The sequence below is a fragment of the Streptomyces sp. NPDC111606 genome, from assembly GCF_055656945.1.
The window spans coordinates 651,726-670,925 of the sequence record NZ_JBVKBY010000003.1 but is presented as its reverse complement, the minus strand read 5'-3'; the positions used below and the strand labels follow the sequence as shown (position 1 = coordinate 670,925).

At 70.4% G+C, this 19,200-nt stretch carries 14 protein-coding genes; 9 read left to right on the top strand and 5 right to left on the bottom strand.

Going from position 1 to position 19,200, the window contains the following annotated elements; translation table 11 throughout:
• Positions 1–141: 141 nt before the first annotated feature.
• The gene (locus tag ACZ7M7_RS14785) at positions 142–639 is read left to right on the top strand and encodes a hypothetical protein (RefSeq protein WP_383599970.1); all 498 of its coding nucleotides are present in this window, start codon (positions 142–144) and stop codon (positions 637–639) included.
• A gap of 18 nt (positions 640–657) precedes the next feature.
• On the opposite strand, the gene ACZ7M7_RS14780 is transcribed toward ACZ7M7_RS14785, so the two are convergent.
• The 3 genes from ACZ7M7_RS14780 to ACZ7M7_RS14770 all read right to left on the bottom strand — a co-directional run bounded on the left by ACZ7M7_RS14780 (position 658) and on the right by ACZ7M7_RS14770 (position 8,369).
• Positions 658–2,265 (bottom strand): serine/threonine-protein kinase, encoded by a 1,608-nt coding sequence (locus ACZ7M7_RS14780; RefSeq protein ID WP_472116341.1) that lies wholly within the window; start codon positions 2,263–2,265, stop codon positions 658–660.
• A gap of 149 nt (positions 2,266–2,414) precedes the next feature.
• On the bottom strand, positions 2,415–6,338 hold the full coding sequence (locus ACZ7M7_RS14775) for a glycoside hydrolase family 2 TIM barrel-domain containing protein (protein WP_472116338.1): 3,924 nt from the start codon (positions 6,336–6,338) through the stop codon (positions 2,415–2,417).
• Between the two features lie 93 nt (positions 6,339–6,431).
• The gene (locus tag ACZ7M7_RS14770) at positions 6,432–8,369 is read right to left on the bottom strand and encodes an ABC transporter ATP-binding protein (protein ID WP_472116677.1); all 1,938 of its coding nucleotides are present in this window, start codon (positions 8,367–8,369) and stop codon (positions 6,432–6,434) included.
• Between the two features lie 171 nt (positions 8,370–8,540).
• On the opposite strand from ACZ7M7_RS14770, the gene ACZ7M7_RS14765 reads away from it, so the two are divergent.
• From ACZ7M7_RS14765 to ACZ7M7_RS14755, 3 genes are all read left to right on the top strand, one after another.
• Positions 8,541–9,506, top strand: coding sequence for a lysylphosphatidylglycerol synthase transmembrane domain-containing protein (locus tag ACZ7M7_RS14765; RefSeq protein WP_383599979.1), 966 nt, complete (start codon positions 8,541–8,543; stop codon positions 9,504–9,506).
• A gap of 88 nt (positions 9,507–9,594) precedes the next feature.
• Positions 9,595–10,359, top strand: coding sequence for a crotonase/enoyl-CoA hydratase family protein (locus ACZ7M7_RS14760; protein WP_472116336.1), 765 nt, complete (start codon positions 9,595–9,597; stop codon positions 10,357–10,359).
• Positions 10,360–10,741: 382 nt separating this feature from the next.
• On the top strand, positions 10,742–11,851 hold the full coding sequence (locus ACZ7M7_RS14755) for a mechanosensitive ion channel family protein (RefSeq protein WP_383599985.1): 1,110 nt from the start codon (positions 10,742–10,744) through the stop codon (positions 11,849–11,851).
• Positions 11,852–11,866: 15 nt separating this feature from the next.
• Here ACZ7M7_RS14755 and ACZ7M7_RS14750 read toward each other — a convergent pair whose 3' ends face one another.
• Positions 11,867–13,435: a M1 family metallopeptidase gene (locus tag ACZ7M7_RS14750; RefSeq protein WP_472116333.1), complete on the bottom strand. Its 1,569-nt coding sequence runs from the start codon at positions 13,433–13,435 to the stop codon at positions 11,867–11,869.
• 235 nt (positions 13,436–13,670) lie between these two features.
• Here ACZ7M7_RS14750 and ACZ7M7_RS14745 point away from each other — a divergent pair, with 235 nt between their 5' ends.
• The 5 genes from ACZ7M7_RS14745 (at position 13,671) to ACZ7M7_RS14725 (ending at position 18,698) form a co-directional block, all read left to right on the top strand.
• Positions 13,671–15,890, top strand: a complete 2,220-nt coding sequence (locus ACZ7M7_RS14745; RefSeq protein WP_383599991.1) for an NADP-dependent isocitrate dehydrogenase — start codon at positions 13,671–13,673, stop codon at positions 15,888–15,890.
• A 232-nt stretch (positions 15,891–16,122) separates the two neighbouring features.
• Positions 16,123–16,986, top strand: coding sequence for a helix-turn-helix domain-containing protein (locus tag ACZ7M7_RS14740; RefSeq protein WP_472116330.1), 864 nt, complete (start codon positions 16,123–16,125; stop codon positions 16,984–16,986).
• Positions 16,983–17,201 (top strand): DUF397 domain-containing protein, encoded by a 219-nt coding sequence (locus ACZ7M7_RS14735; RefSeq protein WP_383599994.1) that lies wholly within the window; start codon positions 16,983–16,985, stop codon positions 17,199–17,201. The genes ACZ7M7_RS14740 and ACZ7M7_RS14735 overlap by 4 nt, the downstream gene beginning before the upstream one ends.
• 49 nt (positions 17,202–17,250) lie before the next feature.
• Positions 17,251–17,901: a hypothetical protein gene (locus ACZ7M7_RS14730; RefSeq protein ID WP_383621766.1), complete on the top strand. Its 651-nt coding sequence runs from the start codon at positions 17,251–17,253 to the stop codon at positions 17,899–17,901.
• Positions 17,902–17,909: 8 nt separating this feature from the next.
• The gene (locus ACZ7M7_RS14725; RefSeq protein WP_472116327.1) at positions 17,910–18,698 is read left to right on the top strand and encodes an N-formylglutamate amidohydrolase; all 789 of its coding nucleotides are present in this window, start codon (positions 17,910–17,912) and stop codon (positions 18,696–18,698) included.
• A gap of 9 nt (positions 18,699–18,707) precedes the next feature.
• On the opposite strand, the gene ACZ7M7_RS14720 is transcribed toward ACZ7M7_RS14725, so the two are convergent.
• Positions 18,708–19,199 carry a hypothetical protein gene (locus ACZ7M7_RS14720; RefSeq protein WP_383623327.1) on the bottom strand — a complete coding sequence of 164 codons (492 nt, stop codon included), beginning with the start codon at positions 19,197–19,199 and terminating at the stop codon, positions 18,708–18,710.
• Position 19,200 lies beyond the last annotated feature (1 nt).

The following is a 19,200-nucleotide window of genomic DNA, read 5'->3' as shown; positions in this document are numbered from 1 at the left end:
AGATCCACCCGTTCTGTGTCGCAGTGGGGGCTAGAGGCAGTGCCACAACGGAATTCAGCGGACGATCACTTGCGCGCCCTTCACCAGCAGGGATGGGAGGCCGCGTGTTCTCTCCACCGCCACCTCAGCAGCGGAGGGGAGTTGTCCCCGATCGCCACTCCAGGTGTGCTGCTCGAACAGGGTGAGATCGCCTACGGCGACGTAGGGGCGGACTACTCGCGCTTCTACGGCACGAACGTGACCTACAACCAGCGCTCGGGCTTCTACTTCGGGTCACCGATGTTCGTCGCCGCCGGGCTGGTCGGAGACGCGCTCGCCAACAACAGCGCCCGCAACCGGGCGCAGGCGATGGCTCAGGCGCAATGGCGGGACTTCTCCTCCTGCCGCGCGATACTCACCGACCGTCGCATGCTGCTGCATGTCGCGGCCGAGAACCGTTGGGTGACGGTTCGGCACCACGAGATCATCAGTTTTCTTCCCGTGCTCGACCAATGGGCGCTGTTCACCGACTACCAGCAGTGGGAGCCGATGCGGCTGGCCGGGCCGACCGTGCCGTGGTTGACCGCCGCGACGATCTCCGTGCTCAACCGGGGCCGCTCCGAGTACCAGCAGCTGCCTCCACTGCCGCTTCCGGACTGATCTGCTCATCTCTGCCCGTCACTTGCTGCGCCGCAGCGTTCCGGTGTCCTCCACGCTCGTCACCTGGTAGCGCAGACCGTCGTCGCCCGAGGGGGTCAGGATGAGATCGACCTCGTCGACGCAGTTCATCGGGTCGCTCTCCTTGGTGATCTCCTCTCGGACCTGGACCGAATGCCCCGTGTCCATGGTGAGGACCCATCGGCCGCTGCACGCCAGCGACGGGTACTCGACGGTGGCCACCTGGTCGCCGATCTCCCCGCCCTTGTAGTTCACCTGGATCGAGTAGAGGCTGCCGTCCGACTCGCGGATGTTCCCGGTCCACTTGCCCTTGTAGTCGGCAGGGGACGCCGTCGAGGAAGCACTCTCGGACGCCTCGGAGTCGGCCCGGTCCTTTTTCCCTCCGAGGCCGGGAACCACCACGGCCAGAACGATGGCGAGTACGACGATGGCGGCAAAGGCGAGCAGCACGGGGCCGACCCGGCTCGTGCTGCGGCCGCCGGGCTGGAAGCCGCCCGGTACCGGCGGCATCGGCGGTGTGGTCACCGTTGTCCGCGGTGTCGGCATCGGCGGCATGGGGGTCGGCGTCGGCGTGGGTACGGGAGGCATCGGTACGGGCGTCGGAGTGCCCGGCGGCGGAGGCGGGACGCGCCCGCCCAGCACGGTCGGCAGGGCGTGCACGTCGTCCCCGACACGACGGGCCGGGTTGTCGACCTGGGTCGGCGGCGGCGCCTCCTCGAGGTCGAGGAGGGCGGCGGCGTGCCGGCCGAGCTCCGCTGTCAGGGCGCCCGGAAGCCACGCGTCCGCGGTGGCGTCCGTCGTGGCCGCCGTGGCCGTCGCCACGATCTCCGGCAGCTGAATCCGGTGCTCGGGCTGCTTGGCGAGGCACCGCCGCACGAACTCGGCCAGCGGCTCGGACATCCCCTCCAGGTCCGGTTCGTCCTCGGTCACCCGCAGCATGACCGCGTGGGCGCCGCTGTCAGGGGCGCCGAACGCCTGGCGGCCCGTGGCGGCGAACACCAGCACCAGGCCGAGGCTGAACACGTCGCTCAGCCCGGTGACCTCGCTGCCCAGGATCTGCTCCGGCGACATGTACCCCGGAGAGCCGACCATCGCACCGGTGCGGGTCAGCACACTGGCCTCCGCCGCGCGGGCGACACCGAAGTCGATCACCCGGGGACCGTTGACCGTCAGCATGACGTTCGACGGCTTGAGGTCCCGGTGCACCAGCCCGCAGCCGTGGATGCTCTGCAGCGCACGCGCCAGACCGGCGGCCAGGTGCCACACCGATTCCTCCGGCAGCGGCCCGCCGATCCCGGTCACCGCGTCGTGCAGTGTGGGACCGGCGACGTAGCCGGTGGCGACCCAGGGCGTCTCCGCCTCGGTGTCGGCGTCCAGGACGGGGGCCGTCCACTCCCCGCCCACCTGTCGCGCCGCGGCCACCTCCGCACGGAACCGGCGGCGGAACTCCGCGTCGTACGCCAACTGCGCATGGACCAGCTTCACGGCGACCGTGCGCCCGCGCTGCGAGCGCCCGAGGAACACCTGCCCCATGCCCCCGGCCCCGAGCCGTCGGAGCAACCGGTAGTCCCCGACCTGCGTGGGATCGCCGGGCCGCAAGTTCTCCATGATCGTTCGTCCCCCTGATCGGCTGGGCGTGGCACTACAGCCCGACGCTCATTACAACATCACCGGTTGCGCCTGCGGGCGTCACAGATGGATCACGCCGGGAGCGGACGAGGTCGGCCCAGGTGTGGGGAGTTGGCGGTCGCGCCCGGTCACTCCACCGCGGTGGGCCGGCGGGACGCCGCCATCGCCTCGTCCACGTCCGTCAGCGGGCGCAGCCGGTAGGTGTAGGAGTAGTCGCGGCTCGGGAACAGCTTGTACCGGTCGTGGGTGTGCGCGCCCCAGCTGTTGTCACCGCCCAGGCCCATCTGGCGGTGGTTGACGCGCAGGACCACCTCGTCGCGCGGGGCGAGCTGGTAGTCGTGGCGGACGCCGGACGACAGGTCCTCCGGGGTGAAGTGGGAGGCGTTGACCTCCAGCAGGGGTTCGCCGGAGACGAGGAGGCCGGTACCCCTGGCGTCGGTCAGGGCGATCCAGCGGACGTCGGTCTTGTTGCCGTTCTCCTGGGGGCGGATGTACGGCGTCCACTGCTCGGTGACGGTTCCGGAGTACACGCCCACATCGGTGGCGTCGCGGCGGTCGACGTAGTTCTCCTCGGGCCCGCGGCCGTAGTAGCGCAGCCGCTCGAAACGTCCGGGCAGGTACAACAGCGCGCCGACCTCCGGGATGTAGGGCAAGGACGCGGCGCCCGGGTGCAGGGTGGTGTCGACCTTGATCTCGCCGTTGCCGAACACCGTGTAGGTGGTGGTGTACGTCGACTCGACGGAAGTCGGCAGCGTGCCGCTGACCTTGATCTCCACCGCCTTGTCGCGCAGGGCGCGCACCGCCACGTCCGTCACCTTGCGGTGGGTGCCCGCGTCGCGCCAGGTCTGGTTGCGGGTGTGCTGGCCGTTGCCGCGGTCGTTCTCGGTGGGCGCCCGCCAGAAGTTCGGTACGGGCCCGGAGGTGAGCAGCCGGATGCCGCGGGACTCGTACGAGGTGATGACGCCGGTGCCCTTGTCGACGGTGACCGAGAAGTTCTTGCCCTTGACGGTGACGGCCTTGTCGCCGTCCTCGTGGCGGAGGGACGGCACGTTCGACAGGGGGACGGGCGTGACGGCCGGGGTGCCGGCGTCGAGGGCGAGTTGCTGCTTGGCCACCTCGAAGCCGGCCTTCGCCCACGGCGTGGATTCCTTGGTGGTGAAGGAGAGCTGGAGGAAGTACTCGGTGCCCGGGGCCGGGTCGTCCGGCAGCTTCACCGGCACCGTGATGTCCGTGCTGCCGAGCGGCGGGACGTCCAGCTGGGCGCGGCTCAGCCTGCCGCGCCGCACCACCTCACCGTCGGCGAGCAGTTCCCAACGGCCGTCGAACTCACGGAGGTCGGTGAACAGGTACTCGTTGGTGAGGGTGATGGCCGCGCCGGGGGTCAGTGCGTCACCGGACGCCGGTGCCGCGTTGACCGCCTGGTAGATCTGCTTGATCTCGGCCGCCTTGGCGGTGTGGCGGCGGTCGGCGGTGACGATGCCGTCGGCGTTGGAGGTGCCGTCGTTGGGGTTGTCGCCCCAGTCGCCGCCGTACGGGAAGAAGGTCTTCGGGCGGGGCCGCTTCTCGGTGAGGTCGACGGTGGCCGCGTCGAACCAGAACCGTACGCCCTCGTCAGCGGGGCGGCGGCTGTCGGAGCCGAGTTCGGCGGCGCTCAGCGCACGGGCGTACACGCGGGCCCGGCGGATCGTGCCGCTGAACTCCCGGGTGGGGTTGTCGACGTCGGTGGCGAGGGCGAGGGGTGCGGTGTTGGTGGCGGGCCTGCGCGTGGTGGTGCGGGTGGATTTCACCTCGCCGTCGACATGGAGGGTCAACGTGCCCGTGTCCGCGTCGAAGACTCCGGCGATGTGGTGCTCGCGGCCGGTCCAGTCGGCCGGGAGGGTCCAGTTGGCGGTGATCCACTGGCCGCCGCCGTGGATGAAGAACTCCAGGGTGTTGTCCGACTGCTTCAGGGCGTACTGGGTGTCGCCCTTGGCGATGATCGGCTGGTGGTAGCCGATGTGGTGCGGGGTGACCCAGGCTTCCAGGGTGAGGGAGCCGGTGAGGTCGAGGCGCTCGTCGCGGGGGAAGACGGTGGCGCCAAAGACGCCCTTGGCGCGGTCGAAGGTGCCGCTCGCGGTGAGGATCTCGCCGCGCAGGGCGCCCGGCCCGGCCTCGGTGAGGAACTTGCGGGTCGGCACGGGCCAGTTCAGTGACTGGTCGACGAAGTCCCAGATCCAGCCGCCCTGGAGGACGTCGTAGCGGCGGACGATGTCCCAGTACTCCTTGAAGTTGCCGTTCGAGTTCCCCATCGCGTGCGCGTACTCGATCATGACGTACGGCCGGGTGTCGGCGGTGTCCTTCGCGCGCTGCTCGACGCGGGACGGGCTGTCGTACATCTCCGAGCGGATGTCGCTGATGGTCGGCCGGTCGTCGCCCTCGTACTGGATCACGCGCGTCGGGTCGTAGGACTTGATCCAGTCGTGCATGGCGACGAAGGTGCTGCCGCCGCCGGCCTCGTTGCCGAGCGACCAGATGACGACCGAGGGGTGGTTCTTGTCGCGGTGGACCATGCTCTGGGCGCGCGCCACGCACGCCTTGGTCCAGTCGGCGTGGTTGCCGGGGTACTCGCCGCGGATTCCGTGGGTCTCGAGGTTGGTCTCGTCGACGAGGTAGAGGCCGTACTCGTCCGCGAGTTCGTACCACAGCGGGTTGTTGGGGTAGTGCGAGGTGCGGACGGAGTTCATGTTCATCCGCTTGATGATCTCGATGTCCTCGACCATGTGCGCGCGGGTGAGTGCCATGCCGCTGTCGGGATGCATCTCGTGCCGGTTCGCGCCGCGGAAGGACACCGGCTTGCCGTTGATCCGCATCAGGCCGTCCTTGAGCGCGAACTCGCGCAGACCGACGCGGTGCGAGAGGGTCTCGATCACCTTCCCGGCCGGGTCGCGCAGTTGCAGTACGGCGGTGTAGAGGTTCGGGTGCTCGGCGGACCACAGCTTCGGCTCGGGCACGGCTCTGCTCGCCCGGACGGTCACGTCCTCACCGGCAGGGGCGGACGCGAGGTCGACCGCCTGCAGGAGCGGCCTGGACCAGACGGCGTGGCCGCGGGCGTCGTACAGCTGCGTCTCGACGGAGTAGCCACCCTCCCCCGGTCCCCGGTACGAGCGCACGCTCGCCGTGACGGCCAACTCGGCGGCCGTGTGGTCGTCGCTGAGCGGGGTGTCCAGCTTGAAGTCGCGCAGGCGGACTTGGGGCGTGGAGTAGAGGTGGACCGAGCGGAAGATGCCGCTCAGCCGGATCATGTCCTGGTCCTCCAGCCAGTCGCCGTCGGAGAAGCGGTAGACCTCGACGGCGATCTGGTTGGTGCCGGGCTTGAGGTGCGCCGTGATGTCGTACTCGGCCGGGGTGAAGGAGTCCTCGGCGTACCCCACCAACTCCCCGTTGATCCACACGTAGTGCGCGGACTTGACGCCCTCGAAGTGCAGGAAGGTGCGCCGCCCCGACCAGCCGCGCGGCACGGTGAAGGTACGGCGGTACTGCCCCACCGGGTTGAAGCGGGTCGGAGCGGCCGGGGGCTGCGCCTCCTCGCCGAGGCCGTTCGGACCCCACCAGGGGTAGGTGATGTTGACGAAGATCGGGCGGTCGTAGCCGTGCATCTGCCAGACGGAGGGGACCGGAATGGTGTCCCAGTCGCTGTCGTCGACGTCGGTGCGGTGGAAGTCGGCGTCCCGGTCGTCGGGGCGGTCGGCGTAGGCGAACTTCCATGAGCCGTCGAGGCTCAGCCGGTACGGCGAGCGGGTGCGGTCGGCGTCCAGCGCCTGCCTGACGTCCGCGTACGGCATGAGGGTGGTGTGCGGCGGCTGGGTGCCGATGCGGAAGACGTCGATGTGGCCGTTCCACTCCGGGGTGTCGGCCACCGCTCCGGCCCCGTCGGCCGCGTGCACCGTGGCGGACGATCCGGAGACGGCGAGCGCACCGAGCAGGGCGGCTCCTCCCTCCAGCAGACGGCGGCGGCTGACCGGCACGCCCGGCGCGTGGGACGGGCCGGTGGGGGGCACGGGGGTGAGCGGCATCGACGGTGGCCTTCCTCGGGACGACAGTGCGGCGCTGCGCGGCTTGAGGGAGCGTCAGATCATGTGCGGTGCTGTTGGGAAACCCAACGCACACTAGGTTGTGAACACAGTGGAAGCAATGATGCTGTCGAGCTTTGTGTGTTCCTGATGGGTACGGCCGTCGACCTTGGCCGAATCCGGCTGCTCGAACTGTGTCCGGTACAGCTCGGCGTAGCGTCCGCCGACCGCCAGCAACTCGTCGTGCGTGCCGCGTTCGACGATCCGACCGGCCTCGACCACCAGGATCAGGTCCGCGGCCCGCACGGTGGACAGCCGGTGGGCGATCACGACCGCGGTCCTGCCCTCCAGCGCCTCGGTGAGCGCCTCCTGGACGGCGGCCTCGGAGGTGTTGTCGAGGTGGGCGGTGGCCTCGTCGAGGATGACGACGCGCTGGCGGGCCAGCAACAGCCGGGCGATGGTCATCCGCTGGCGTTCACCGCCGGAGAGCCGGTAGCCGCGCTCGCCGACCACCGTGTCGAGGCCGTCGGGCAGGGACCGTACGAGACCGTCGAGGCGGGACCGGCGCAGCGCGTCCCACAGTTCGGCGTCGGTGGCCGTGGGGCGGGCCAGCAGCAGGTTGGCGCGCACGGTGTCGTGGAAGAGGTGGCCGTCCTGGGTGACCATGCCGAGGGTGCCGCGCAGGGACTCCGCGCTCAGGTCGCGGACATCGGTGCCGGCCACGCGTACGGCGCCCTCGTCGACGTCGTAGAGCCGCGGGAGGAGTTGGGCGACGGTCGACTTGCCCGCGCCGGACGAGCCGACGAGGGCGACCGTCTGGCCGGGTTCGGCGCGGAAGGAGACGCCGTGCAGCACCTCGGCGCCACCGCGCGTGTCGAGGGTCGCGACCTCCTCCAGGGAGGCGAGGGAGACCTTGTCGGCGGAGGGGTAGCCGAAGCGGACGTTGTCGAACTCCACCGACACCGGGCCGTCGGGGACCTCTTTCGCGTCCGGCTTCTCCTCGATCAGCGGCTTCAGGTCGAGCACCTCGAAGACGCGCTCGAAGCTGACCAGGGCGCTCATGACCTCGACGCGGGCGCCTGCGAGCGCGGTCATGGGCGCGTACATACGGGTCAGCAGCAGCGCCAGTGAGACGACGGCGCCGGGCTCCAGGGAGCCGCGCAGGGCGAACCAGCCGCCGAGGCCGTAGACCAGGGCGAGGGCGAGCGCGGACACCAGGGTGAGCGCGGTGATGAACACCGACTGCGCGGTGGCCGTCCGCACGCCGATGTCGGCCACCCTGCGAGCCCTGGCCGTGAACTCCTCCGACTCCTCCCCCGGGCGCCCGAAGAGCTTGATCAGCGTGGCGCCGGGCGCCGAGAAGCGCTCGGTCATGCGGGTGCCCATCGAGGCGTTGAGCGCGGCGGCCTCCCGCTGCATGCGGGCCATGCGGTGGCCCATACGGCGGGCCGGGATCACGAACACCGGGAGCAGGACGAGGGCGAGCAGGGTGATCTGCCAGGACAGGGTGAGCATGACGGCGAGGGTGAGCAGCAGTGTGACGAGGTTGCTGACCACGCCGGACAGCGTGTTGCTGAAGGCGCGCTGGGCGCCGATGACGTCGTTGTTGAGACGGGAGACCAGCGCTCCCGTACGAGTACGTGTGAAGAACGCGACCGGCATGCGCTGCACATGATCGAACACAGCCGTACGCAGATCGAGGATGAGTCCCTCGCCGAGCGTCGCCGACAGGCGCCTGGCGATGACCCCGAGCACGGCCTCCGCGACCGCGATCAGGGCGATCAACAGGGCCAGGCGGACGACGGTGCCCTCGTCGCCCCCCGTCACGATCGCGTCGACGACGCGTCCGGCGAGTACGGGGGTCGCGACGGCGAGCAGCGCGGTCATCACCCCGAGCACGACGAAGAACGCGATCCGGCGGCGGTGCGGGCGGGCGAAGGCGGCGATGCGGCGCAGCGTGGCGCGGGCGAAGGGACGGCGCTCCTGCTCGGCGTTCATGACGCTGTGCAGCTGGGTCCAGGCTGTGGTCTCCATGCTCATGCGAGAGAACGTAGAACCTCAAGCATTGTTGAGGTCAACATCACATCGGCCGAGGCCGATATCGACGGGTTCGCCGAGATCGGTGCCCGTCCGCAGCCGGTCCGTAAGGCGCCGTCCCCGCTCCCGCTACCCGCCGTTGTCGCAGCGTGGAGAACCTCTCCGAATGTGACAGCCGTACGACTTCCCGCGGGACGCCTGCTCAGACGTCTCCCGATCCGCCGGATACTGGTCCTGCTTCCGCTCGCCCTCGTCATCGTGGTCGCGGTGCAGCATCGCTCCGTGCTCGCTGAGGGCATCGGCCATCTTGCGACGGCCAAGTGGCCGTGGCTGCTCGCAGCGGCCTGCGCCACCTGCCTGACCTGGGTCGCGGCGGCCGTCACCCGGCAGGGCGCCGTGATCGACAGGCTGCCCAGACTGCGGCTGCTCGTCACGCAGTTCGCGGCGGGCTCCGCCAACCACCTGCTGCCCACCGGGCTGGGCGCGAGCGCGGTCAACCTGCGCTTCATGACGGTGTGCGGGCTGCCGCTCGCCCGTTCCTCGGCCGCGCTGGCGCTGTATCTGCTCGCGGAGAGCGTCGCCCGCGTCGGTCTGCTGGCCGCGCTGCTGATCGCCTTCCCGCACGCGCTGCAACTCGGGCCGCTCCTGCCGGAGGGGGCGTGGGGCCCGCTGCTGCTGATCATCGGCGCGGCGGCGATCGTGGTCGCGGCCGTCTTCGCACTCGTACGCCGGCTGCGCACCGCCGTTTTCTCCTTCCTGCGCACCGCGCTGGACGAAGCGCGCTCGGTGCACACCCGTCCGTCCCGGGCACTGGCGTTGTGGGGCGGTTCGCTGGCCTTTCCCGCGTTGCAGGCGGCCGGGCTGGTCCTGGTCGGGCTCGCCCTGGGCCTCGACGTGCCGCCGGCCCACATGGCGCTCGCCTATCTGGCGGCGACCGTCGCCGTCGCCCTGGTGCCGACGCCGGGCGGGCTCGGCTCGGTCGAGGCGGCGCTGATCGTGGCGCTGGTGGCGGCGGGCGGCCCGGTGGCGGTGGCGACGGCGGTCGTGCTGGCGTACCGGATCATCACGGTATGGCTGCCGCTGCTGCCTGGGGCGTTGACCCTGGGGGCGCTCGTGCGCTTCAAGGTCATCTGATCAAGGTCGTCCGACCCAGCGGTACCGGTGGAAGGTCATGTGACCAGTCAGTAACGTACGGGGTCCGACCCACGGAAAGGACCCCGCCATGCCGGTCCGCGTCGAGCGCCAGGGGCACGTCACCACCGTCGTTCTCTCCCGACCGGAGGTCCGCAACGCGGTCGACGGGCCCACGGCCGCCGATCTCGCCGGCGCCTTCCGGGAGTTCGACGCCGACCACGAGGCGCGGGTAGCGGTGCTGTGGGGCGAGGGTGGCACGTTCTGCGCGGGCGCCGACCTGAAGGCGCTCGGCAGCGGGCGGGGCAACGCGGTCACGGAGGACGGTGACGGCCCGATGGGGCCGACCCGGCTGCGGCTGTCCAAGCCGGTGATCGCCGCGGTCGCCGGGCACGCCGTGGCGGGAGGCCTCGAGCTGGCGTTGTGGTGCGATCTGCGGGTCGCCGAGGAGGACGCCGTCTTCGGAGTGTTCTGCCGCCGCTGGGGTGTGCCGCTGATCGACGGCGGCACGGTACGGCTGCCCCGGCTGATCGGCACGAGCCGCGCCATGGACATGATCCTGACCGGACGTCCGGTGCCGGCGAACGAGGCGTACGAGATGGGGCTCGCCAACCGTGTCGTGCCGAGCGGACGTGCCCGCGCCGAGGCCGAGGAACTGGCCGCCACGATCGCGCGGTTCCCGCAGGCGTGCCTGCGCGCCGACCGCGACTCCGTGCTCGACCAGGAGGGGCTGGCCGAGCCGGCCGCGCTGCGCACCGAACTCCGGTACGGCATGGGCGTGTTGACGGAGAGCCTGGAGGGCGCGGCCCGCTTCTCCTCCGGTGCGGGGCGGCACGGGTCGTTCTCGGACATGTGACGCGGTTCACCGCTGGGGCATCCCGTACGCCGCCGCGTACGCCATCCCGTGCCCCGTCGCTGCGGGAGCGTGCGCGGCGTGGAGCGCCCCCCGAGCGGCGCTCGCGCATCAAGCGCCCCTCCGGAGGCGGGCGTTCCGCCCTCGAGGGCCCGGAAGTTCAGGGGAGAATGCCCGAAAGCGGCTGATGAGGCCGTCCGGCCGACGCTCCTGGTGCGAACACGTGTACCCGATACGGCAGGATGAGCCCTCGTGCCGGTCTCGGGGGACGGGGTGGTCGGCGCGACGGCACATCGCGGAATCGAGCAGGTGACAACGTGACGAGACTTCACATCCGGCCGTCGGCGAAGGGATTCGCCGCAGCTTTTCTCCCCGGGGGTGACCGGTGACGCGAGCGCTCACAGTGGACGACCTGGTGATCGCCGGGATCGCGCTGGCGGCGGGGTTGCTCGCGGCGTTCCTGCTGCGGATGCTGCTGCGCTGGCTGGGCAAGCACGCCGACCGCACCCGCTGGAGCGGCGACGACCTCATCGTGGACACGCTGCGCAGCGTGGTGCCGTGGGCGGCGTTCCTCGGCGGCGCGGCTTCCGCGGGCGCCGCGCTGCCGCTGACGAAGACGGTCCAGCACAACGTCAACCAGATCCTGACGGTGCTGCTCATCTTCGTCGTGACGCTGTCGGTGGCCCGCGGGATCGCCGGCCTGATGCGGACGGTCACCCAGTCCCGCCCCGGCGTCGCCGGCTCGGCCACGATCTTCGTCAACATCACCCGGGTCCTGATCCTGGCCATCGGTTTCCTGGTGGTGCTGCAGACCCTGGGCATCTCCATAGCGCCCCTGCTCACCGCCCTGGGCGTCGGTGGTCTGGCGGTCGCGCTGGCCCTGCAGGACACGCTCGCCAACCTCTTCGCGGGCATCCACATCCTCGCCTCCAAGACCGTCCAGCCCGGCGACTACATCCGGCTGAGCAGCGGCGAGGAGGGCTATGTCGAGGACATCAACTGGCGCCAGACGACGGTGCGCGCGCTCTCCAACAACCTGATCGTCATCCCCAACGGGGAGCTCGCCAAGACGAACATGACCAACTTCATGCGTCCCGAGCAGGAGTTGACGATCCTGCTGCAGGTCGGCGTCGCCTACGACAGTGACCTGGACCATGTCGAGCGGGTGACGAACGAGGTCATCGCCGAGGTGATGTCCGAGGTCGAGGGCGCCCTCCCGGACCACGAGCCGATCATCCGCTTCCACACCTTCGGCGACTCACGGATCGGCTTCACGGTCATCCTGGGCGTCGGCGAGTTCAGCGACCAGTACCGGATCAAGCACGAGTTCATCAAGCGCCTGCACAAGCGCTACCGCACGGAGGGCATCCGCATTCCGGCGCCCACGCGGACGGTGGCGATCCAGCAGGGGACGGTGTCGATACCGCCGCAGTCGATACCGCATCCGCGGCTCCCCGGAGAGGCGGACGAGGTGACCCCCGTCCGCCTCGACTGACCTGCTCGGACGTGGCTAGAGGGTGGCCGAGTTGTCGTGGGACCGGCTGCGCCCCCGGCTGTGCGGCGCGGCGAGGGCCGGGTTCACCGGAGTGACCGTCCAGTCCGGGTGCCCCGGCATCCGCGGCGTCTTCGTGCCGTACAGCCAGTCCCGCAGGAATCCGGTCAGATCCTGGCCGGAGACCTCGGAGGCCACGGCGATGTAGTCCTCCGTCGACGCCGAGGAGTTGCGGTACCGGGCGAGGAAGGCGCGCTCGAGGGCGTTGAAGGCCTGCTCGCCGACGAGGTTGCGCAGCGCGTACAGGACCAGGACGCCGCCCAGGTAGCGCTGGCTGTCGAAGAGGTTCACCGCGTTCGGTGCCGCGACCGGCCCCGAGTCGTGGCGCCACTGGTCGCCGCGCGCGTAGGTGTCCTTCATCCGCGCTTCCATGGAGGTCAGGCCGAGGGAGTCGGGCCAGCCGCGCTCGTAGCGGTAGAGCAGCCCGTAGAAGTCGGCGTGGCCCTCGTTGATCCACAGGTCGGCCCAGGTGGCGGGGCTGGCACTGTTGCCGAAGTAGGAGTGGACCAGCTCGTGCATCATGTGCGAGCCGATCTTCGGCTCCGCCTGGAGCAGGTAGTTCGGCTTGTAGATGGTGAGGGTCTGGGTCTCCAGGCCCGTGAAGTCGAAGGCGTTCGGGTCGTCGGAGTTGCAGGGCAGCAGTCCGTACGTCTCGAACGGATACGCCCCGAGCCGCGCCTCCAGCCATGCCACGATCCCCGGCGTGAGTGCGAGCGCCGGCTCCAGCGCCTCGGCCCGTGCGGTCGGGACGACGTCCCGCAGCGGGAGCCCGTGCGGGCCCTGCCGATGCTTCACCACGTAGTCGCCGACCGTTATCTGGACCAGCTCCGTGGCCATGGGCTCGCGGGAGCGGTACGTGTATGCCGTACGGTCGCCGCCCAGGCGCTGGGTGCGCACGAGCAGGCCGGTCGCCACGCCGCTCAGTCCGTTCGGGACGACGAGGCGGAAGGAGAAGTCGGCCTTGTCGGACGGGTGGTCGTTGCAGGGAAAGACGGTGTGGGCCAAGTTCGGCTGGCAGCACACGGCGAACCCGTCCAGCGTGTCGACCCAGCCGGTGTGCGGCTGCGGGATACGGCGTGGGTCCGCCGAATACTCGACGCAGACGGTGACCCGGCACTTGGCCGGCAGGGTCCGGGCGGGCGTGATGCGCAGCTTCTCGTCGACCTGCTCGAAGGTCGCCTTGCGGCCGTCGACGCGTACGGAGCGGATGTCGAGGCCGAGGGAGTCGAGGGAGAAGCGGCTCAGGGCCTGGGTGGTGCGGATCTTCAGGGTCGCGGTGGCGTCGACCAGGCGGGTCGTGGCGTCGTAGGAGAAGTCGAGGTCGTAGGCGGCGACGCGGTAGCCGTCGTTGCCGAGGGCCGGGTAGACGGGGTCACCGAGGGTCTCGGGGCCCGGCGTGCCGGAGGTCTTGGCGGCCGACGTCCCCGTCAGTGTCGGCGTCGCGTGGGCGGAGGGGGCGGCGGTCAGGGCCGCCGCCGTGCCGATCAGGGCGGCCGCGGGGGCCGTCACTCTGCTGCGATATCTCATGGTCCGCTTTCGCTCGGGCGGCCGGATGGTCAGGGCCGGCCGCCGGATCGGTGGTGATCGCCTTACATGACTCCGTGACCCGGCGATCCGGTTGCACGGAGGCGGTAGGTCCGTTTGCGGGGATCAGGGATCGCGGCGCATATCCCGCGCCTCGGTGCGGACCCCTGTCGAGTACGGGTCGATCACGAGATATCTTGATGTCGAGCAATGTTGCAGACGTGGAGCGGAGCACCCGGTGACTGACTCGACCATCATCTATACGCACACTGACGAGGCCCCGGCCCTGGCAACGTATTCCTTCCTGCCGGTGGTCCAGGCGTACGCCTCGCAGGCGGGTGTCGCCGTGGAGACGCGGGACATCTCGCTGGCCGGCCGCATCATCGCGGTGTTCCCGGAGCACCTGGCCGAGGACCAGCGCATCCCGGACGCCCTGGCCGAGCTCGGTGAGCTCGCCAAGACGCCCGCGGCCAACATCATCAAGCTGCCGAACATCTCGGCGTCGATCCCGCAGCTCAAGGCCGCGATCGCCGAGCTCCAGGGCCAGGGCTACGCGCTGCCGAACTACCCGGACGACCCGAAGACCGACGAGGAGCGGGAGATCCAGGCCCGCTACGACAAGGTCAAGGGCTCCGCCGTGAACCCGGTCCTGCGTGAGGGCAACTCCGACCGGCGCGCCCCCGCCTCGGTCAAGAACTACGCCAAGGCCCACCCGCACCGCATGGGCGCCTGGACTCCCGAGTCCAAGACGAACGTGGCGACCATGGGCCAGAACGACTTCCGCTCCACCGAGAAGTCCGTCGTGATCTCCGAGGCCGGCGCGCTGCGGATCGAGCACGTCGCCGCGGACGGCACGACCACCGTCCTGCGCGAGTCCGTACCGGTCCTCGCCGGTGAGGTCGTCGACGCCTCCGTGATGCACGTGGCCAAGCTGCGCGAGTTCCTCACCGCGCAGATCGCCGAGGCCAAGGCCCAGGGCGTGCTGTTCTCCGTGCACCTCAAGGCCACGATGATGAAGGTCTCCGACCCGATCGTCTTCGGCCACGTCGTGCGCGCCTTCTTCCCGAAGACGTTCCAGCAGTACGGCGCCGCCCTCGCCGCCGCCGGCCTGTCCCCGAACGACGGTCTGGGCGGCATCCTCAAGGGCCTGGGCGCGCTGCCGAACGGTGCCGAGATCCAGGCGTCCTTCGAGGCGGAGATCGCCGAGGGGCCGGAGCTGGCCATGGTCGACTCCGACAAGGGCATCACCAACCTGCACGTGCCGTCCGACGTGATCGTCGACGCCTCGATGCCGGCCATGATCCGCACCTCCGGCCACATGTGGGGCCCGGACGGTCAGGAGGCCGACACCCTGGCCGTGCTGCCGGACTCGTCCTACGCCGGCGTCTACCAGGCCGTGATCGACGACTGCCGTGCGAACGGCGCCTACGACCCGTCGACGATGGGCTCGGTCCCGAACGTCGGCCTGATGGCGCAGAAGGCCGAGGAGTACGGCTCCCACGACAAGACCTTCGAGGCCAAGGCCGCGGGCACGATCCGCCTGGTCGACCAGGCCGGCAACGTCGTGATCGAGCAGGCCGTCTCCCCCGGTGACATCTTCCGCGCCTGCCAGACCAAGGACGCCCCGATCAAGGACTGGGTGAAGCTGGCCGTCACCCGCGCCCGCGCCAGCGGCGACCCGGCCGTCTTCTGGCTGGACGAGACCCGCGCGCACGACGCCAACCTGATCGCCAAGGTCAACGCGTACCTGCCGGAGCACGACACCGAGGGCCTGGACATCCGCATCCTCGCCCCGGTCGACGCCACCAAGCTGTCGGTGGAGCGCATCCGCCGCGGCGAGAACACCATCTCGGTGACCGGCAACGTCCTGCGTGACTACCTGACGGACCTCTTCCCCATCCTGGAGCTGGGCACCAGCGCCAAGATGCTGTCGGTCGTCCCGCTGATGGCGGGCGGCGGCCTGTTCGAGACGGGCGCCGGCGGCTCCGCGCCGAAGCACGTCCAGCAGCTGGTCAAGGAGGACTACCTGCGCTGGGACTCTCTCGGTGAGTTCTTCGCGCTGGTGCCCTCCCTGGAGCAGTTGGCGACGGCCACCGGCAACACCCGCGCCCAGGTCCTCGCCGACACCCTCGACCGCGCCACGGCGACCTTCCTCAACGAGGACAAGTCCCCGACCCGTCGCGTCGGCGGCATCGACAACCGCGGCAGCCACTTCTACCTGTCCATGTACTGGGCGCAGGAGCTGGCCAAGCAGACCGACGACGCGGACCTGGCGAAGGCCTTCGCCCCGCTCGCCGAGACGCTCTCCGGCAACGAGCAGAAGATCGTCGAGGAGCTGAACGCCGTCCAGGGCAAGCCGGCCGAGATCGGCGGCTACTACCAGCCCGACCCGGCCAAGGCGGCCGCGGTCATGCGTCCGTCGGCCACCTGGAACGAGGCGCTCGCCTCGCTGAGCTGACCCATCGGGCCTGCGGGCCTTGCCGTCTCCGCCCCGACCGGTGCACCGCCCGGCCGGGGCGGAGTCATGTCCGGGGCTGGGTTCCGAAGTCGTTGACGAGGGCGTTCCGAAGTCGGGCGATTTCTCTCACGCAATTGCGTGAGCCATGTGCATGATCTCAACTATCCTCAGGTACAAGGAGATTGACGGCCGGACGCACTTGCCCGGCGCAACAGACGCGAGGGGTGAGGCAATGGCCACGGCCGGCGGACCCACGCTGCGGCGGCGCCAGCTCGGCGCCGAACTCCGCCGCCTGCGCGAACACGCGGGCAAGCGGATCGAGGACGTCGCGGCGCACCTGGAGTGCTCGATGTCCAAGATCAGCAGGGTGGAGACCGGACAGGCCCCCATCAAGGCCCGGGACGTCCGCGATCTGCTCCAGTGGTACGGCGTGACCGAGCCGGAGCTCACCGAGGCCGTCATGCTGATCCACAAGGGCGCCCAGCAGCAGGGCTGGTGGGCGCACTACAACGAGGTGTTGCCCTCCGGCATGGCCACCTATGCGGGCCTGGAGGCGGACGCCAGTGTCCTGCGCGGCTATGAACCCACCTTTGTGCACGGCCTGTTGCAGACCGCGGACTACGCCCGTGCCGTGATCGCCGCCGTACGGCCCAACGAGCCGTACGAGGTGGACCAGTTGGTGCGTTTCCGCAAGGAACGGCAGGCCCTGCTGACCAGGACTCCGGAGCCGCTGGAGCTGTGGGTGGTGGTGGAGGAGAGCGCGCTGCGCCGGCCGGTCGGCGGCACCGAGGTCATGGTGGACCAGCTGGAACACCTGGCCCGGGCGACGGAGCTGCCGAACGTCACCATCCAGATCATGCCGACCGCGAAGGGCGCCCACGCGGCCCTCGCCGGGACCTTCTCGCTGCTGGAGTTCGGGCCGCGCGAGCCCACCGTCGTCTACGTCAACTCCATCGCCGGAAACGTGTACCTGGAGAAGGAGCGTGATGTGCGCACCTTCATCCAGACCTTCGACCTCGTGCGGGCCGCCGCTCCCGACCCGCAGGAGACACCCACCACGCTGGAGCGGATCGCAAGGGAGATGCAGGGGTCATGAGCGCGCACGACGGGCGGAGGCTGTCGCGGGTCGACCTGGACGGGGCCGACTGGCGCAGGAGCAGCCGCAGTTCGGGCAACGGAGCGTGTGTCGAGGTCGCGGCCGTCGCCGGCCTCGTCGCGGTCCGGGACTCCAAGAACGCTCAGGGGCCGGCACTCGTGTTCACACCGCGCGAGTGGCGGGCGTTCCTCGGCGGAGGAGTAGGCCGCATGTGAGTCGTGAAGGAAGCCGTCGGCGGGCCGGGACGGAGAGTCACCGCAACAGTTGCCGCACGTACGAACGGAGTACGACGCGCGACCGGCCCCTTGGCGCGTCGGGCTGCCCGTGAACGAGGTCACCTCTCTCCCGCCCGTCGCGTCCGGTGCCTTCTACACCGGGGAGACCTTCTGGACGGCGGCCGGCGTCGCCGGGACCGTACTCGTCGGCTTCCTCGCGATGTGGACCGCGTTCCGCTCCACCCATCCCAAGCGGCGGCTCAACTACACCGTGAGCCACCAGCCGTTGGTACAGCAGATCATGTACGGGAGCCTGGAGATCCGGTGGAACGGTGCGATACTGACCGATCCACACGTGGTTCGGCTGGTGCTGACCAACCCCGGTCGGTGGGACATCCCCAGCGAAGCGTTCGACCGGGGGGACCCGTTCCAGGTCGACCTGGGCGTGCCCTGTCTGGAGGTGCTGCGCACCGAGGCGGGCCCCGGCGCGGCCCGGGCCCCGCAGACCGAGGTGTGCGGTTCGCTCCTGCGCATCGGCCCCGGGCTCATCGGCCGCGGCACGACGATCACCTACCTCCTGCTCGTGGACACGGCACCGGCGTACGACTGCCGGCACTCCCTCGTCGACGTGAAGGTGCAGCAGGTCTCCCTGCCCCCGCCACGCCGCACCACCCGCCCGCCCCTGACCAGAACGCCTTGAGAGCCCCCATGTCTGCTTCCTTCGAGCTGCTGCCCGGCGCCGTCGGCTCCCCCGTGATCCTGCACGTACCGCACTCCGCCCGGCAGATCCCGGCCGACGCACGGGCCTCGATCGTGCTGGACGACCGGGCGCTGGAGCGCGAACTCGACCACATCACCGACGCGCACACCGCGGAGCTCGCCGAGGCGGCGGCCGAGCGGGCGTCGCTCACGCCCTGGCGGTTCGTCAACCGGCTGTCCCGGCTGGTCGTGGATCCGGAGCGGTTCCCGGACGAGCGGGAGGAGATGCTCGCCGTGGGCATGGGCGCCGTCTACACACGGACCACGCATCTCGCGGATCTACGGCCGGCCGACACGGACCCGGAACCGCTCGTCGAGCGGTACTTCCGACCGTACGCGAGGGCCATGACGGCCGCCGTGGCCGACCGTCTCGCCGCCACCGGCCGGGCCGTCATCATCGACGTGCACTCCTATCCGACCGCCCGCCTCCCCTACGAACTGCACGGCGAGGGCCCGCGGCCGCCGGTCTGCCTGGGCACCGACTCGTTCCACACGCCGCCCGAGCTGCTTGCCGCCGCCCGGGAGGCGTTCGCGCCGTGCGGGCAGACGGGGCTGGACAGTCCGTTCAGCGGGACGTACGTACCGCTGGAGTTCTACGGCGGCGAGCCCCGGGTCGGCGCGCTGATGATCGAGATTCGGCGGGACACGTACATGACCGAGCCGGGCGGCCCCGCAGGTGCGGGACTCACCCGGCTCTCGGCGGCGCTGGCGGCGCTGGTGGACACCGCCGCTCGCTGACCCGGTGGCTCAGGCCCGCAGCCACTCCGTGACCACGACATCCGCGCCCGTGCGCAGCCGCAGCGCGAAGGGGCCGTTCGGCGGTGCGTCGCTGGTGAAGCGGCCCATGTCGTCGGCCACCACCGGGGTGGCCGTCTGCGGGCCGCCCAGCACCTCGATCCGTGCCTGCTGGGGCGGCAGCACCTGCCCCATCAGCCCCTGTGCGGTCACCTCCACGTCGACGGTCACGTCGCCCGCGCGGAAGGTCAGCATCCGCGGTACGTCCGTGGCCCCCCTGACCGGAATGGCGTCCACCACCGAGTCGAACGTCAACTCGGCGATACGGGCGTCGAGGTCGTGCAGTGCGAAGGCCTCGACGGCGAGCTGCCGCAGCTGCGCCGGCACGGGGTCCAGGATGGCGGCCGCCTGGCGGAGTTCCTCCTCCAGCAGTTCGATGTCGAACCCGTCGTCGCCGGACCCGGTGTGGTCGACGGGCTCCTCGCCGGTCGCTTCGTCGTGCATG

Bases quoted from the DNA above. Each gene is read 5' to 3' on its own strand.
- ACZ7M7_RS14780 (WP_472116341.1), bottom strand. From the start codon at position 2,265: ATGGAGAACTTGCGGCCCGGCGATCCCACGCAGGTCGGGGACTACCGG.
- ACZ7M7_RS14775 (WP_472116338.1), bottom strand. From the start codon at position 6,338: ATGCCGCTCACCCCCGTGCCCCCCACCGGCCCGTCCCACGCGCCGGGC.
- ACZ7M7_RS14770 (WP_472116677.1), bottom strand. From the start codon at position 8,369: ATGGAGACCACAGCCTGGACCCAGCTGCACAGCGTCATGAACGCCGAG.
- ACZ7M7_RS14760 (WP_472116336.1), top strand. From the start codon at position 9,595: ATGCCGGTCCGCGTCGAGCGCCAGGGGCACGTCACCACCGTCGTTCTC.
- ACZ7M7_RS14750 (WP_472116333.1), bottom strand. From the start codon at position 13,435: ATGAGATATCGCAGCAGAGTGACGGCCCCCGCGGCCGCCCTGATCGGC.
- ACZ7M7_RS14740 (WP_472116330.1), top strand. From the start codon at position 16,123: ATGGCCACGGCCGGCGGACCCACGCTGCGGCGGCGCCAGCTCGGCGCC.
- ACZ7M7_RS14735 (WP_383599994.1), top strand. From the start codon at position 16,983: ATGAGCGCGCACGACGGGCGGAGGCTGTCGCGGGTCGACCTGGACGGG.
- ACZ7M7_RS14725 (WP_472116327.1), top strand. From the start codon at position 17,910: ATGTCTGCTTCCTTCGAGCTGCTGCCCGGCGCCGTCGGCTCCCCCGTG.
- ACZ7M7_RS14720 (WP_383623327.1), bottom strand. From the start codon at position 19,199: ATGCACGACGAAGCGACCGGCGAGGAGCCCGTCGACCACACCGGGTCC.